The following is a 15,568-nucleotide window of genomic DNA, read 5'->3' as shown; positions in this document are numbered from 1 at the left end:
AATAAAACTCTTGAGGAGTACTCGCTGTGGAAAGCCGCAAATCCGAAGCTTCGTCGCTGGATCTCTCGCCGCCGTTACGTAATGGCTGGCTGGAGCGCATCTTCAAACTCAGCTTGCATGGCACCACGGTGAAGACCGAGCTGATTGCCGGTCTGACAACCTTCATCACGATGGCCTACATCATCTTCGTCAACCCGAACATCATGGCTGACGCTGGCATCAACCACGGCGCGGCGTTCGTTGCCACCTGCATCGCTGCGGCACTGGGTTGCCTGTTGATGGGCCTGTACGCCAACTGGCCGGTCGGCCTGGCACCGGGCATGGGCCTGAACGCATTCTTCACCTACACCGTGGTCGGCACCATGGGCTACAACTGGGAAACCGCCCTCGGCGCGGTGTTTGTCTCCGGTGTGTTGTTCATGATTCTGACGTTTTCCAAGATTCGCGAATGGCTGCTCAACAGCATTCCGGTCAGCCTGCGCTACGCCATGGGCGCCGGGGTCGGACTGTTTCTAGGGATCATCGGCCTGAAAACCGCCGGCATCATCGTCGCCAGCCCGGCCACCCTGATCAAACTCGGCTCCCTGCGCGAGCCTGGCCCGCTGCTGGCGGCCATCTGCTTCCTGATGATTGCCGTGCTCAGCTACCACAAAGTCTTCGGCGCGATCCTCATCAGCATCATCACCGTGACCCTCGCCGGTTGGGGCCTGGGCCTGGTGCATTACGGCGGAATCATGTCCGCCCCGCCGAGCCTGGCACCGACCTGGATGGCCATGAACATCGCCGGCGTGTTCAACGTCAGCATGATCAGCGTGGTGCTGGCGTTCCTCTTCGTGCACATGTTCGACACCGCCGGTACCTTGATGGGCGTCGCCCAGCGCGCCGGCCTGGTCAACGCTGATGGCCGGATCGAAAACCTCTCTCGCGCCATGAAAGCTGACAGCGCCTCCAGCGTATTCGGGGCGATGGTCGGCGTCCCTCCAGTAACAAGCTATGTAGAAAGTGCCGCGGGTGTAGCCGCTGGTGGTCGGACTGGTCTTACCGCAGTGACCGTAGGTGTGCTATTTATTGCCGCGATGTTCTTCGCACCGCTGGCTGGCATGATTCCGGCTTATGCAACGGCGGGTGCGCTGATTTATGTGGCGATGCTGATGATGAGCGGTATGGCTCACATCAACTGGGATGAAGCGACCGACAGCATCCCGGCCATCGTTACCGCGATCATGATGCCGCTGACCTTCTCGGTCGCCGACGGCATCGCACTGGGCTTTATCACTTACGTGGTGCTGAAGGCTGGTACCGGTAAGTACAAGGAAATTTCCGCCAGCTTGTGGGTGCTCTGCGCGATCTTCATCGCCAAGTTCATTTTCTTGTAAGCCGTCATAGTTTCAAACAGCCTCACCCCGTCGGGTGGGGCTTTTGCACATTAGGAGGAAAGTGATGAGTCTGGAAACCTGGCTGCTGTTCAGCGGCGCCGCGCTGGTGGTAATCCTGATCCCGGGGCCATTGTCTTTGCTGATGATCAGCAACAGCCTGAACTACGGGTTGCGCCGTTCGTACCCGGCGTTTCTCGGCGGGGTGATTGCCTCGATTTGTCTGCTCAGTGCGTCGGCGCTGGGTCTGGGCGCCCTGCTGCTGGCGTCGGAACAGCTGTTCAGCGCGCTGAAGATCGTTGGCGCGCTGTACCTGTTTTACCTCGCCTGGAAGAGCTGGCAACAATCGCGTCAACCGTCCCACGGCGCCGAAGTGCCCCAGGCCGCACCTGTGCCACGCTTTCGCGCACTGTTCGGACGCGCGTTTGTGTTGGGCGCAAGTAATCCAAAAGACATCCTGTTTTTCGCCGCTTTCCTGCCGCAGTTCTTGAGCGCTGAACAGCCGTTCCTGCCGCAATTGCTGGTGATGATTGCAACCTGGACGGTGTTGGATCTGCTGTGCAAGTTGGCGTATGGGCTGGGTGCCCATGGCGCGGCGCGGTATCTGCGCAGTGGCAAGGGCCAGAGTTGGTTTAACCGGATTAGTGCCGCGTTGTTCGGTGGCGCGGGCGCCGCGTCGTTGTTGAGCCGCTAAGAGCAAAAGCATCGCGAGCAAGCTCGCTCCCACAGGGGATTTGTGAACGACACAGATCAGTGTGGGAGCGAGCTTGCTCGCGAAGGCGTCCTTAGCAACACCACTTTCCTGAAGGCAAAAAAAGCCCGCAGTGTGAGCGGGCGAAAGACCAAAGAAGCTTTTTGCGCAGATTCTTGGGGGAGTCTAGCTTCCTCTGTAGGTCGAATAGCTGTAGGGCGAAATCAGCAGTGGCACGTGGTAGTGATCCTGTTCAGCAGAGATGCCGAACCGCAGCACGACTACGTCCAGGAACGCGGGTTCCGGCAGCTGAACGCCACGGGCGCGGTAGTAATCGCCCGCATGAAACTGAACCTGATAGACCCCGGAACGGTAGTCATCGCCTTGCAGCAGCGGTGCATCGACACGGCCGTCGCTGTTGGTAATCGCGCTGGCGACCAATTCCAGCTGCGAGCCTTCAACGCGGTACAACTCGACCTTGATCGAGCTGCCCGGGCAACCGTGTGCAGCGTCCAAAACGTGTGTAGTCAAACGTCCCATTGATTCTGCGCGCCTGGCTGCGTAGAGCAGTCAGACCTCGCGCCTCCCGAAGTCAGTTGAAAAGGAGACCGCACCGTTTCGGAGCACGAAAAGCTGCGGCGAGCGACTGATTAAGACACTTTTCAAAAAAATTGTACACAATAAAAACGACATTTTTACGCCCTCCCCCGCCATCCGCGAATTTGCAGCGGATTTACCCGCGAACCATGCAGTCAGCGAACCTCCTATTCATTAGCTGACCAGTCAGGCAGGTTTCTTGCAGTAGCATCCATTCATGACAGTTAATGAAAAATGCAAAAAATCAGGCTTACAAAGTGAATATAAAGTTGTATACAATCAGCCCATCGCTGTGACGCCACGCCAGGCTGCCACACAAATTGCTACCACGAATAAGAAGGAAGACTGCAGTGAGCGCTGACTACCCACGCGACCTGGTCGGTTACGGCAGTAACCCTCCGCACCCACACTGGCCGGGCAATGCCCGCATCGCCTTGTCCTTCGTACTCAATTACGAGGAAGGTGGCGAGCGCAATATCCTGCACGGCGACAAAGAGTCCGAAGCCTTCCTCTCGGAAATGGTCTCGGCGCAGCCGCTGCAAGGCGCGCGCAACATGAGCATGGAATCCCTTTACGAGTATGGCAGCCGCGCGGGTGTCTGGCGGGTGCTGAAGCTGTTCAAGGAATTCGACATTCCGCTGACCATCTTCGCCGTAGCGATGGCCGCCCAGCGTCACCCGGACGTGATCCGCGCGATGGTCGATGCCGGCCACGAAATCTGCAGCCACGGCTATCGCTGGATCGACTATCAGTACATGGACGAAGCGCAGGAACGCGAGCACATGCTCGAAGCGATCCGCATCCTCACCGAACTCACAGGCGAACGCCCACTGGGCTGGTACACCGGCCGCACCGGCCCGAACACCCGTCGGCTGGTGATGGAAGAAGGCGGTTTCCTCTACGACTGCGACACCTACGACGACGACCTGCCCTACTGGGAACCGAACAACCCGACCGGCAAGCCGCACTTGGTGATCCCGTACACGCTGGACACCAACGACATGCGTTTCACCCAGGTCCAGGGTTTCAACAAGGGCGACGATTTCTTCGAGTACCTCAAAGATGCATTCGATGTGCTTTACGCTGAAGGCGCCGAAGCACCGAAGATGCTGTCGATCGGCCTGCACTGCCGACTGATCGGCCGTCCGGCGCGTCTGGCCTCGCTCAAGCGTTTTATCGAATACGCTAAAAGTCATGAACAGGTGTGGTTCAGCCGTCGCGTCGACATCGCTCGCCACTGGCACGAAACCCACCCGTACCAAGGGGCTGCCAAATGAGCACCTTCCAGACACTGAAACCGTCGACCCTGAGCCGCGATGCGTTTGTCGCCGCCTTTGCCGACATCTACGAACATTCGCCATGGGTGGCCGAAAAGGCTTTCGACCTGGGCCAGGACGCTGCGATCGACGAGATCGAAACCCTGCACCAGCGCATGAGCGACATTTTGTTGAGCGCTGATCACCAAAGCCAGCTTGAGCTGGTCGTCGCTCACCCCGACCTGGCCGGCAAAGCTGCCGTCCAGGGCGAACTGACCGAAGCCAGCACTAATGAACAGGCTGGCGCCGGTATTCACCAATGCTCGAGCGATGAGTTTCAACGCTTCACCGAGCTGAATGACGCCTACAAGGCCAAGTTCAAGTTTCCCTTCATCATGGCGGTAAAAGGCAGCAACCGGCATCAGATCCTCGCGGCGTTCGAAACGCGCATTCACAACTCGGCAGACACCGAATTCAAATGCGCGCTGGCGGAGATCAACAAGATAGCGTTGTTCCGATTACTGACTCTCTAGCAAGCTTGGCCCGAGTGTTTAAAAACGCGAAATACACCCAGGACCCTGCAAGCATCCCAAGCCAACTTATTAAAGGCAGACAAGAAGAATGAAAGCTTACGCCGTACCTTTCGAGAAGTTCGTCAACCTGGCCGATGCCCGTCTGGGCACCAAAATCATCTCGGTCACCGATGACTGGTTCGCTGATGCCAACCGCCTGTTCCAGCCGACCCCGGCTGTGTGGAAAGAAGGCGTGTTCGATGACAATGGCAAGTGGATGGACGGCTGGGAATCGCGCCGCAAGCGCTTCGAAGGCTATGACAGTGCCGTGATCCGCCTGGGCGTACCAGGTTCGATCAAAGGCGTGGACATCGATACTTCATTCTTCACCGGCAACTTCCCGCCGTCGGCCTCCCTGGAAGCCTGCTTCCTGGCAGAAGGCGAACCGACTGAAAACACCCAGTGGGTTGAAGTGCTGTCGGCTGTCGAGCTGCAAGGCAACAGCCATCACTTCCACGAAATCAACAACGACCGGGCATTCAGCCACCTGCGCTTCAACATCTACCCGGATGGTGGCGTAGCGCGTCTGCGTGTGTACGGCGTTCCGCACCGCGACTGGTCGGCCGTTGGCGACAACGAGCAGATCGACCTGGCCGCAGCCCTCAACGGTGGCCGCGCCCTCGCCTGCTCCGATGAACACTTCGGCCGCATGAGCAACATCCTCAACCCGGGCCGTGGCATCAACATGGGCGACGGCTGGGAAACCGCACGTCGTCGCACGCCAGGCAATGACTGGGTGATCGTCGCGCTGGGTCATGCCGGTGAAGTCGAGAAAGTCATCGTCGACACCCTGCACTTCAAGGGCAACTACCCGGACACGTGCTCGATCCAGGGCGCTTTTGTGAAGGGCGGCACTGACAGCCAGATCGAAACCCAATCGTTGTTCTGGCGCGAACTGCTGCCAGCGCAGAAACTGGAAATGCACGCTGAACACCGCTCTCGCCGAGCAGATCAAGGCGCTGGGCCCGATCACCCACATCCGCCTGAACGTGTTCCCGGATGGTGGTGTGAGCCGCCTGCGCGTACTGGGCAAGGTCGCTAAATAAGCGCTGAACCTGTGGCGAGGGAGCTTGCTCCCGCTGGGCTGCGAAGCGGCCCCGCTTTTCTCCAGGAAGTAAGGGGACTGCTACGCAGTCCAACGGGAGCAAGCTCCCTCGCCACAATAAACAACACAGAATTCAAGGTAAGAAGACCAGCATGCGCACATTGACGATTGAACCGCTGACCAAAGAAGCCTTCGCCCCTTTCGGTGACGTGATTGAAACCGACGGTAGCGATCACTTCATGATCAACAACGGTTCGACCATGCGCTTCCATAAACTGGCGACGGTGCAAACCGCCACGCCAGAGGATAACGCGATCATCAGCATCTTCCGCGCCGACGCGCAGGACATGCCGCTGACCGTCAGCATGCTGGAGCGTCACCCGCTGGGCAGCCAGGCTTTCATCCCGCTGCTCGGCAACCCCTTTCTGATCGTGGTCGCGCCACTTGGCGATGAACCTGTATCAGGCTTGGTCCGCGCCTTCGTCACCAACGGCAGGCAGGGCATTAATTACCATCGCGGCGTTTGGCACCATCCGGTGCTGACGATCGAAAAGCGGGATGACTTCCTGGTGGTTGATCGCAGTGGCACAGGCAATAACTGCGATGAGCATTTTTTCAAAGAGGATGAGCGTTTGATCCTTGCCCCCCACCAATAAGAGAAGGTTCGATCACTTGACAACAAAGTGACGGGCGAGAGGTAAAGACTGTGGAAGCACATCTGTTGGAATGGCTGAACCTTAGCGTGCGCTGGGTTCACATGATTACTGGCGTGGCCTGGATCGGTGCGTCGTTCTATTTCGTCTGGCTGGAAAACAACCTCAATCGGGTCAACCCGAAAAGCGGTCTGGCGGGCGATCTGTGGGCGATCCACGGCGGCGGTATCTATCACCTGGAAAAATACAAATTGGCTCCACCGACCATGCCGGACAACCTGCACTGGTTCAAATGGGAAGCCTACTTCACCTGGATGTCGGGGATCGCGCTGCTGTGCGTGGTGTTCTACTCCAACCCGACGCTGTACTTGCTGGCTCCGGGCAGCAGCCTGAGCGGTCCTGAAGGCGTGGCCATCGGTATCGGCTCGCTGTTCATCGGCTGGTTCATCTACTCCTTCCTCTGCGACTCGGCCCTGGGCAAACGCCCTGCCCTGCTCGGCGGAATTTTGTTCGTGCTGATCATCGGCGCGGCCTACGGCTTCAGCAAAGTGTTCAGCGGTCGTGGTGCGTACCTGCACGTTGGCGCGATCATCGGCACCATCATGGTCGGTAACGTGTTCCGCATCATCATGCCGGCGCAACGTGCGTTGGTCGCGGCGATTGCCGAGAACCGCACACCCGATCCGGCGCTGCCGGCCAAAGGTTTGCTGCGTTCGCGTCACAACAACTACTTCACCTTGCCCGTGCTGTTCATCATGATCAGCAACCACTTTCCGAGCACCTACGGCAGCCAATACAACTGGCTGATCCTGGCCGGGATCGCGGTGCTGGCGGTGTTGGTGCGTCACTACTTCAACACCCGTCACAACAGCCACAAGTTTGCCTGGACCCTGCCGGTTGCAGCCGTCGGCATGATCAGCCTGGCTTACGTGACTGGCCCGTCGCCGATGCCTACTGCGCCTGAAGTCGCGAAGGCCCCTGCCGCCATTGAGTACCAACCGTTGCCGGAAACTGCCCTCGGTGGTGGTGCCAAACCTGAAGCGGCCAAGCCGGCAGCACCTGCCGCGCCTGCCGCCTCACCGGCGCAAGCGTCGAGCCAGGGCCCGGCGTTCGACAAAGTGCACAGCGTGATTCAGGAACGCTGCGCCGTGTGCCATTCGGCCAAACCGACCAGCCCGCTGTTCAGTGCAGCACCGGCCGGCGTGATGTTCGATACCCCGCAACAAATCCAGCAATTGGCCCCGCGGATTCAGGCGCAAGCCGTCGCCAGCCAGATCATGCCACTGGGCAACATCACACAGATGACCCAGCAGGAACGTGACCTGATTGGTGCCTGGATCAATCAGGGAGCTCAAGTCAACTAAGCAACACAAAAGCCTGTGACAAGCGGGCTTTTGTGGCGAGGGAGCTTGCTCCCGCTGGACTGCGCAGCAGTCCCCTTTCTTATTGGAGAAAAGCGGGGCCGCTTCGCGCCCCAGCGGGAGCAAGCTCCCTCGCCACAGATTCGCCTGAAAAAAATCACAAGAATAAAAAAGATCCGAGGTGTTGCATGTCCGAGCTATCCGAAGCGCGCATCCCCGACGCACCCGCGATTCAGCGTTTGCCTCTTTTGCAACTGATCCTGGTCGGTCTGCAACACGTACTGCTGATGTACGGCGGCGCCATCGCGGTACCGCTGATCATCGGACAGGCCGCGGGCCTGAGTCGTGAAGAAATCGCCTTTTTGATCAACGCCGACCTGCTGGTCGCCGGCATTGCCACCGTTGTGCAATCGCTTGGGATCGGCCCGATGGGCATCCGCATGCCGGTGATGATGGGCGCCAGTTTCGCGGCCGTCGGCAGCATGGTCGCCATGGCCGGCATGCCCGGTATCGGCCTGCAAGGGATCTTCGGCGCGACCATCGCCGCCGGATTCTTCGGCATGATCATCGCGCCGTTCATGTCCAAAGTCGTACGCTTCTTCCCGCCGCTGGTGACCGGCACCGTCATCACCTCGATCGGTTTGTCGCTGTTCCCCGTGGCCGTGAACTGGGCCGGCGGCGGTGCTGGCGCGACTCAATTCGGTTCACCGATTTACCTGGCCATCGCCGCGCTGGTGCTGGCGACCATTCTATTGATCCACCGCTTTATGCGCGGTTTCTGGGTCAACATTTCCGTGCTGATCGGCATGTGCCTGGGCTACGCGCTCTGTGGCGTGATCGGCATGGTCGATCTCAGCGGCATGGCTCAAGCGCCATGGGTGCAGATCGTCACGCCGCTGCACTTCGGCATGCCGAAATTTGAACTCGCACCGATCCTGTCGATGTGCCTGGTGGTGGTGATTATCTTCGTCGAGTCCACCGGGATGTTCCTCGCCCTGGGCAAGATCACCGGTCAGGAAGTCTGCCCACGGATGCTGCGTCGCGGCTTGCTGTGTGATGCCGGCGCCTCGTTTTTCGCCGGTTTCTTCAACACTTTCACCCATTCCTCCTTCGCCCAGAACATCGGCCTGGTGCAGATGACCGGCGTGCGTTGCCGCTCGGTGACCATCGTCGCCGGCGGTTTGCTGGTGGTGTTGAGCCTGCTGCCGAAAGCGGCGTTCCTGGTGGCGTCGATTCCGCCGGCGGTACTGGGCGGCGCGGCCATTGCGATGTTCGGCATGGTTGCGGCCACGGGCATCAAGATCCTGCAAGAAGCCAACATCGGTGACCGCCGCAACCAGCTGCTGGTGGCAGTGAGCATCGGCATGGGCCTGATCCCGGTGGTCCGTCCGGAGTTCTTCGCGCACCTGCCACTGTGGATGAGCCCGATCACCCACAGCGGCATCGCCATGGCCACGCTGAGCGCCCTGTCGTTGAACCTGCTGTTCAACATTCTCGGTGGTAGAGAACGCGCGGCCATCAACGACTGCCACGCCCACACGCACTGATCAAAACCTGTGAAATGGCTGCCCTGTGGCAACCAGCAACTGCCTGCGCCTCAACAATAAAAACAAGAGGAAGCATCAGATGGTTTTTACCGACTCAAGCCTGTCGTTCAACGACGCCAGGCCCACCGCCAACAACCGTGCCCCAAACCTGTCGTCGGTGCGCTGTTGCGGGGCACTTGAGACCTGGCCAAGGAGTCAGTATTCTCCGCGGCCGCCCGAATCTGGTCTAAAAAAAGCCCGGATTTAATTCCTGACCAGAAAGCCAACTTATCCCGGCTCTGGACGGTATCAAGGCATCCAAAAATCTCTCGTAATCGACTGTTTTCGAACAGCCGAGCGGGAGTTTTTTGCTTTTTGAAAGCCTTGGCTCAGCTCTTGCTAAGAGCACTAAAGCTGACCGATTGGATGAGTTTTTACAGCTGCAACAAAAGGCGCCACACCAGAGCGCCGACCTAAGAAAAAAACGTGGAACCACCTACTTTTTGGGAGCAACCGAATGAAACGCACGTGCACCAGCCTGATGCTCGCGGGATCCTTGTTGGCCGGGGGCCAGGCAATGGCTGACAATGGCGACCTGCTGCTTTGGCAGAACAACAGCCTGACCTACCTCTACGGCAAGGGCTTCAAGGTCAACCCGTCCATTCAGCAAACCGTCACCTTTGAGCACGCCGACGCCTGGAAATACGGGGATAACTTCCTGTTCGTCGACAAGATCTTCTACAACGGCAAGGACGACGCCAACTCGGGTCCGAACTCCACTTATGGCGAGTTCAGCCCGCGTATTTCGCTGGGCAAGGTCCTGGACAAAAAGATCGAGTTCGGCCCGATCAAAGACGTGCTGCTGGCCATGACTTACGAGTTTGGTGAAGGCGACGTCGAGTCCTACCTGATCGGCCCGGGTTTCGACCTGGCGATCCCCGGCTTCGACTACTTCCAGCTGAACTTCTACCAGCGCCATCCTGATGGTGATCGTCCGGGCAACAATGTCTGGCAGATCACACCAGTCTGGTCCTATACCATCCCGGTTGGCGATTCGAGCGTCCTGATCGATGGCTACATGGACTGGGTGGTCGACAACGATAAAAACGCCCGTGGCGATTACCACGCTAACCTGCACTTCAACCCGCAGGTCAAATACGACTTGGGCAAAGCGCTGAATTTCGGCGCGAAGCAGTTGTACGTCGGTGTCGAGTACGACTACTGGAAGAACAAGTACGGGATTGATGACACCAATTCGTTCACCACCAATCAGAACGTGACGAGCTTGCTGGTGAAGTTCCACTTCTGATCAAAACCGTTATAGCGGCCTGCTTGCTGATTCCAGCCCGAGGAATAGGCAAGCAGGTCGACACGGTTGAAAAGCCATCTATTACGCAGCCTTGGGTGAACGATAGGACGCGGAGGCGCGCGCTCTCAATGCATGGGGATACGAAGGTGGCGCCGGTGGTTGTAGTGCACGGGAAACCGTCGTAACGAAAGAAGTGATTACCCCTGCGTCATCCATCATAAATCGCGTGCGCACATCAGAATCCAGCTTCAAGTTAAGTTCCATTTCTCTCAGGTCCGTGGTGCCAAAATATTTTTTCAAGTCTGCACTGGATAGTGTCTTTGCGGCGCGAGAAACCAACTCAGCATCGAAACGACCACTTAGCAAATCGTCGCCATAAGCCAACGTACCAGCGCCTATCATTGGATAGCCCCTGTCAAAAGGTACGACTTCATGTGCACCGTCTTTTATGGCCATCGCGTGAACAAAGGCAATATCCAGCGTGTCAGGGCTAAAAAGTTCCTTCTCAGAAATGACCAATCGATCGAACTCATCATTTGGAACAATGCGCACGCCGGCATACAGCTTTTTTCCTGCCCACGCGCATTGCCCATGACGGTCTGGATGTCCGAACGTTTGACCAACGCAATATGCGAGGGGTGCTCGACATAAAATTCCATCATCTCCTTCAACAAACCAAGCCTCTCAAGCAATGCCCCCGAATCGAATCCAGGTCCGAACGAGTTTTTGGCGTAGTGCCTGACAACATTCATATCGGGATCCGACGTATCGGAAGGTTTGAGCATTTCAGTTACCGTGGTCAAACTCGCCAGCGCCGTTCTGAACCCGGAAGTGACTAGATCGTTGACCTCGTCGGCGTCCGGGCCCCGCAACATATGCAAGTAATTGATAACTCCGTATCTCAAATCCAGCATTGCTTCTGAAAAAGAAATATCTCCCCACATCAGTCCTTGCCGGTCCGCGTAACTAACCGGGTTATTACCGCAAAACACGAACAAATTCAGACCATTCACATCACCCGCCGGATCAGCACTCAGCCACCGCTGCAACCATGGTGCGTAGTAGCGCCACCCAAAGTAATAAAGCCCTGAGGCATCTCTTTCCTTGCCTGAATAACGGATGGTTTTGTACCCGCCCGCTGAGTCACCGTGCCCCACCCACCAAGCGGTGCCGCCATAGGGGTAATAACCCTCTCGACTGAGCAATTGGCCCTCTTTATCCAACTCCACGGTGCTTGACCCAAGATGATCATTGAGGCTGTAGCGAAGTTGATTGTTTTGCAGGCCTTTAGGCAGTCTCGTGACCCAATGCAACGCACACACCTGGCTGCGTCCCGCTAATACGCAGATGACATGCCACTCTTCACCAGTGGCCGCATTGCAATGAAGCTCCACGCCCGGCAAGTAACGAACATCGGCCAACAGCGTGCGGCGGGCCGTGTGGGTAAGGCGCGTTTTGCGCGCGCGCTGCCCAGCGCTGGCATAAAAATAACATTCACTATCGTCAGGCCCGTTTTCTCGACTGACCATCGCGACCCGACTCAATTGATTGCGAACATCCCAGTCCATCGGCTGGCCGCGCAATAACGTCTGCTGATTACCGTTAGCATCGAAACCGTCAACCAAGTCCTCGTTATCGGCGACGCTACGGTTGCTGTTGTCCGAAGTGAACATTTCGAAAGTTTCAGCGCCGCCATGTTGACGGCGTATTAAATTGCCGGCGGCGTCGTAGTCAAACCTCTGGGTGTAGTTGCGCAGTTGGTTGGGATCCAGTGGCAATGTTTTCCAGGTGGGCAAGGCCGGGCCGTGACTGGGCTGGCTGACCTCCCGGCCGGTGGCTTCGATCAGTTGGTAGAGGCTGTCATAGCGGAAACGATTGATCGGTTCGATCCGTTGCCCGTTGAAGTGCCGCGTCAATTGAGCATGGTCTTGAACACTGCGAACGTTACCAACGGGATCGTAGGCATAGTCCAGTACCTGAAGAGCCTGGCCCCGGGCATCGCGAGACATCAGTTGCAGCAGGCGCCCATCCTCAGCGGCATAGCTCGCTGTGGTTCGTACATCATTACCCATGCGCTCGCCAACCACATTGCCAGACGCATCGTAGTGAATCTCGTCGACCAATAACTCAGGGGATCCATCAGCGCCTGCCAACTTCAATTGCGTGCTTTTTAACTCCCCGGCGCGCGTGTAAGCGAACAGACGCTGATTCTCCATGGCATCGATCTGGCCGAGCATCTCACCTGTGGGACCGCACCGTAGATTGGTCTCGAAGCCCGTCTCTTCAAGCAACTCTTTGCGAGCCATTATTTCGAGAGGCCAGTCAGGTGATTCCAGACTGAGCAGAAAATGCGTTTGCTCTGACAAAGCCTCGCCATTCAAGCCATATTGAATGACCTGACGAGAGCCTGCCGGATGATCGTGACGGACCAACCGGCCACACTGGTTACGCAGCGCGCGGTCTTCGTCGACCGCGCCATAGTCCAGGCGCTCAGTTACTTGCGGCGACTCATTGGCCAATTGCTCCGTCACGGTGATCGGCCGCTGCAGCGCATCGTATTCGGTACGACGCTGGCTACCGCGGCTGTCCCGGAATTCGAGTACCGAGCCAGCCTGATTCGACAGGCTCAGTTGCCAACCGGCATCAACGCTGTCCTTCATTAGAGGTTGCCCATTCAAGCCATAGAGGGTGGCGAGGTTCGGTGTCGGCGCCACCCCCAAAGGCGCGGATCCCACGAAGCGACCAATAATCGGCGGGCATCGAAGCCGTTGCGGCTGATGCGGGCTTCGATGGAGGGATTCAGCGGATGGCGGCAGTAGGCGATGTTTCGAATTGCCAGGCCACGGGGATCCATCGCAGAAAGGGTCGGTGTGTGCGTGTCAATCCACGGCTCCGCTCTCATGTCATGCCCCTCTGTCGAGGGATTCACTCTGGCGCAAATGACTATTAGCGTCTACCTGTCAGAACTGACAGTAGCCGCAACCACCGGCTCCGCCAACCCAAGAAACCGACACAACTCATCCCGCTTGGCCAACGCATCCCGCCGCCCGAGGTCAATCAATTCGCTGCAATACCCCGCCTCGAACAGCAGATAGCTCAACACCCCTGCCCCACTGGTCTTGGTCGCCCCCGGCCCGCGCAAAAACAGGCGCAACGCGGCCGGCAATTCCTGGCGATGACGCGCGGCAATTTCATCGATTGGCTGACTCGGCGAAATCACCAGCACTTCCACCGGCGCCACGCCCAAGGTTCGAATCGGCGTGCCATCGGGCATCAGGTGACTGAACTGGTTCAAACGCTCCAACAACTCGATGTCGCTTTCCAGGCTGTCAATGAACGTGCTGTTGAGCAGGTGCCCGCCGATCTGCGCCAACGTTGGCTGCTGACCGGTGTAGGCGCGCTCCAGCGGCTGTTCAGGGTCGATCCCGCGCGGGTTGCCGCTGACACCCACCACCAGCACTCTGCTGGCGCCCAGGTGCAAGGCCGGGCTGATCGGCGCCGACTGACGCACTGCGCCATCACCGAAGAACTCCTCGCCGATTTTCACCGGGGCGAACAGCAGCGGAATCGCCGAGCTGGCCAGCAAGTGATCGACGGTCAATTGAGTCGGCACGCCAATCCGCCGATGGCGCAGCCAGGCATTGATGGTGCCGCCGCCCTGATAGAAGGTCACCGCCTGACCGGACTCGTAACCGAACGCGGTCACCGCCACGGCCTGCAATTGCTTTTGCTCGATGGCTTGCGCAATGCCGTCCATCGACAGTTTGTCGTTGAGCAAACCCCGCAGCGGTGAACTGTTGAGCAGCGCCACCGGCACCTGGCTGCCGATGCCGAGCAAGCTGTGGCTGACAAACCGGCTGGCCTGGTGAATCACGCCCGGCCAGTCGCTGCGCAACACCAGATGACTGCGGAAACCCTGCCAGAAGGCCGTCAGACGCTCGATAGCGCTGCGGAAGTCCATCGCGCCGCTGGCCAGGCTGACCGCGTTGATCGCCCCGGCAGACGTGCCGACGATCACCGGAAACGGATTGTCCGCGCCGGGCGGCAGCAACTCGGCAATCGCTGCCAGCACCCCTACCTGATAGGCCGCTCGAGCCCCGCCGCCGGAAAGAATCAATCCTGTAACCGGTTCAGCTGGGCGCATCGCAACACTCCATGGTGCCTAAAGGGATCGGTGATTCAACCGCGTTTTGCGTACAGTTTCGGCTCGCCTGGTGGGCGGCTCTTGAAGCGGCGATGAGCCCAGAGGTATTGCTGCGGGCAATCGCGCAAGGCGCCTTCGACCCACTGGTTGATACGAATGCAATCCGCCTCGTCAGTTTCGCCAGGGAAGTTATCGAGCGGCGCATGAATCACCAACCGATAACCGCTGCCGTCCGCCAGGCGTTCCTGGGTAAACGGCACCACCAACGCCTTGCCCAGCCGTGCAAACTTGCTGGTAGCAGTAACGGTCGCGGCCTGAATGCCGAACAACGGCACGAAGATACTTTGCTTGGCGCCGTAGTCCTGATCCGGTGCGTACCAGATCGCCCGGCCGGCCCGAAGCAGTTTGAGCATGCCGCGCACGTCGTCGCGCTCCACCGCCAGCGAATCGAGGTTGTGCCGCTCGCGGCCCCGGCGCTGGATGAAGTCGAACAATGGGTTTTTGTGTTCGCGGTACATGCCGTCGATCGTATGTTGCTGACCGAGCAGCGCCGCACCGATTTCCAGGGTGGTGAAATGCAGGGCCATCAGAATCACACCCTTGCCGTCGCGCTGGGCTTTTTTCAAATGCTCCAGGCCTTCGACATGGGCCAGTTTGGCCAGCCGCTGACGCGACCACCACCAACTCATGGCCATTTCGAAGAAGGCGATGCCGGTCGAGGCGAAGTTTTCCTTGAGCAGGCGCTTGCGCTCGACAGCGGTTTTTTCCGGGAAACACAGTTCAAGATTGCGCTTGGCGATGCGCCGTCGGTCGCCGGCCACTCGGTACATCAATGCACCCAAGGCGCGACCGACTGACAGCAACGCCGGATACGGCAACTGAACAATCAGCCACAACAGCCCCAGCCCGCACCACAATGGCCAGAAACGAGGAGAAAGAAATGCTGTACGAAAACGCGGGCGATCCATTAAAGGTTCCGGAAAGACAATGGCCGCGCATTCTACATCGTTCGACCCGGCTTGCGGCCTGCGGGCGTTCTCG

At 58.5% G+C, this 15,568-nt stretch carries 13 protein-coding genes and 1 pseudogene; 9 read left to right on the top strand and 5 right to left on the bottom strand.

Annotated features, from left to right (window positions below; translation table 11 throughout):
• Positions 1-26: 26 nt before the first annotated feature.
• Complete coding sequence (locus RHM58_RS18275; RefSeq protein ID WP_201201981.1) at positions 27-1,376, top strand: NCS2 family permease; 1,350 nt, start codon at positions 27-29, stop codon at positions 1,374-1,376.
• Between the two features lie 64 nt (positions 1,377-1,440).
• Entirely contained in the window at positions 1,441-2,067 is a 627-nt protein-coding gene (locus tag RHM58_RS18270) for a LysE family translocator (protein WP_322267832.1), read from the top strand.
• 183 nt (positions 2,068-2,250) lie between these two features.
• On the opposite strand, the gene uraH is transcribed toward RHM58_RS18270, so the two are convergent.
• Positions 2,251-2,604, bottom strand: a complete 354-nt coding sequence (uraH, locus tag RHM58_RS18265) for a hydroxyisourate hydrolase (protein ID WP_010456673.1) — start codon at positions 2,602-2,604, stop codon at positions 2,251-2,253.
• A 407-nt stretch (positions 2,605-3,011) separates the two neighbouring features.
• Here uraH and puuE point away from each other — a divergent pair, with 407 nt between their 5' ends.
• The 7 genes and pseudogenes from puuE to RHM58_RS18230 all read left to right on the top strand — a co-directional run bounded on the left by puuE (position 3,012) and on the right by RHM58_RS18230 (position 10,383).
• A complete protein-coding gene (gene puuE, locus RHM58_RS18260) occupies positions 3,012-3,938 on the top strand; it encodes an allantoinase PuuE (RefSeq protein ID WP_163909161.1) in 927 nt (308 codons plus the stop codon).
• Positions 3,935-4,450, top strand: coding sequence for a 2-oxo-4-hydroxy-4-carboxy-5-ureidoimidazoline decarboxylase (gene uraD, locus RHM58_RS18255; protein WP_322267831.1), 516 nt, complete (start codon positions 3,935-3,937; stop codon positions 4,448-4,450). Before puuE ends, uraD begins: the two co-directional genes overlap by 4 nt.
• 88 nt (positions 4,451-4,538) lie before the next feature.
• A pseudogene (gene alc / locus RHM58_RS18250) lies at positions 4,539-5,535 on the top strand (allantoicase).
• A gap of 151 nt (positions 5,536-5,686) precedes the next feature.
• Positions 5,687-6,190, top strand: a complete 504-nt coding sequence (locus RHM58_RS18245) for an ureidoglycolate lyase (protein WP_010456681.1) — start codon at positions 5,687-5,689, stop codon at positions 6,188-6,190.
• A 50-nt stretch (positions 6,191-6,240) separates the two neighbouring features.
• Positions 6,241-7,551 carry a urate hydroxylase PuuD gene (locus RHM58_RS18240; RefSeq protein ID WP_322267830.1) on the top strand — a complete coding sequence of 437 codons (1,311 nt, stop codon included), beginning with the start codon at positions 6,241-6,243 and terminating at the stop codon, positions 7,549-7,551.
• Positions 7,552-7,736: 185 nt separating this feature from the next.
• Complete coding sequence (locus tag RHM58_RS18235) at positions 7,737-9,095, top strand: nucleobase:cation symporter-2 family protein (protein WP_322267829.1); 1,359 nt, start codon at positions 7,737-7,739, stop codon at positions 9,093-9,095.
• A 496-nt stretch (positions 9,096-9,591) separates the two neighbouring features.
• Entirely contained in the window at positions 9,592-10,383 is a 792-nt protein-coding gene (locus RHM58_RS18230) for an outer membrane protein OmpK (RefSeq protein WP_201201967.1), read from the top strand.
• A gap of 81 nt (positions 10,384-10,464) precedes the next feature.
• Here RHM58_RS18230 and RHM58_RS18225 read toward each other — a convergent pair whose 3' ends face one another.
• From RHM58_RS18225 to RHM58_RS18210, 4 genes are all read right to left on the bottom strand, one after another.
• A complete protein-coding gene (locus tag RHM58_RS18225) occupies positions 10,465-10,902 on the bottom strand; it encodes a hypothetical protein (RefSeq protein WP_322267828.1) in 438 nt (145 codons plus the stop codon).
• A complete protein-coding gene (locus tag RHM58_RS18220) occupies positions 10,830-13,043 on the bottom strand; it encodes an RHS repeat-associated core domain-containing protein (RefSeq protein WP_322267827.1) in 2,214 nt (737 codons plus the stop codon). The genes RHM58_RS18225 and RHM58_RS18220 overlap by 73 nt, the downstream gene beginning before the upstream one ends.
• 293 nt (positions 13,044-13,336) lie before the next feature.
• Positions 13,337-14,527 carry a patatin-like phospholipase family protein gene (locus tag RHM58_RS18215; RefSeq protein ID WP_201255946.1) on the bottom strand — a complete coding sequence of 397 codons (1,191 nt, stop codon included), beginning with the start codon at positions 14,525-14,527 and terminating at the stop codon, positions 13,337-13,339.
• A gap of 35 nt (positions 14,528-14,562) precedes the next feature.
• Positions 14,563-15,495, bottom strand: a complete 933-nt coding sequence (locus RHM58_RS18210; RefSeq protein WP_201201960.1) for a lipid A biosynthesis lauroyl acyltransferase — start codon at positions 15,493-15,495, stop codon at positions 14,563-14,565.
• Between the last annotated feature and the right edge of the window lie 73 nt (positions 15,496-15,568).

The organism is Pseudomonas sp. 10S4 (assembly GCF_034344865.1).
Lineage (GTDB): Bacteria > Pseudomonadota > Gammaproteobacteria > Pseudomonadales > Pseudomonadaceae > Aquipseudomonas.
The sequence above is the reverse complement of the archived record's forward strand: the minus strand, read 5'-3'. Positions and strand labels throughout refer to the sequence as shown.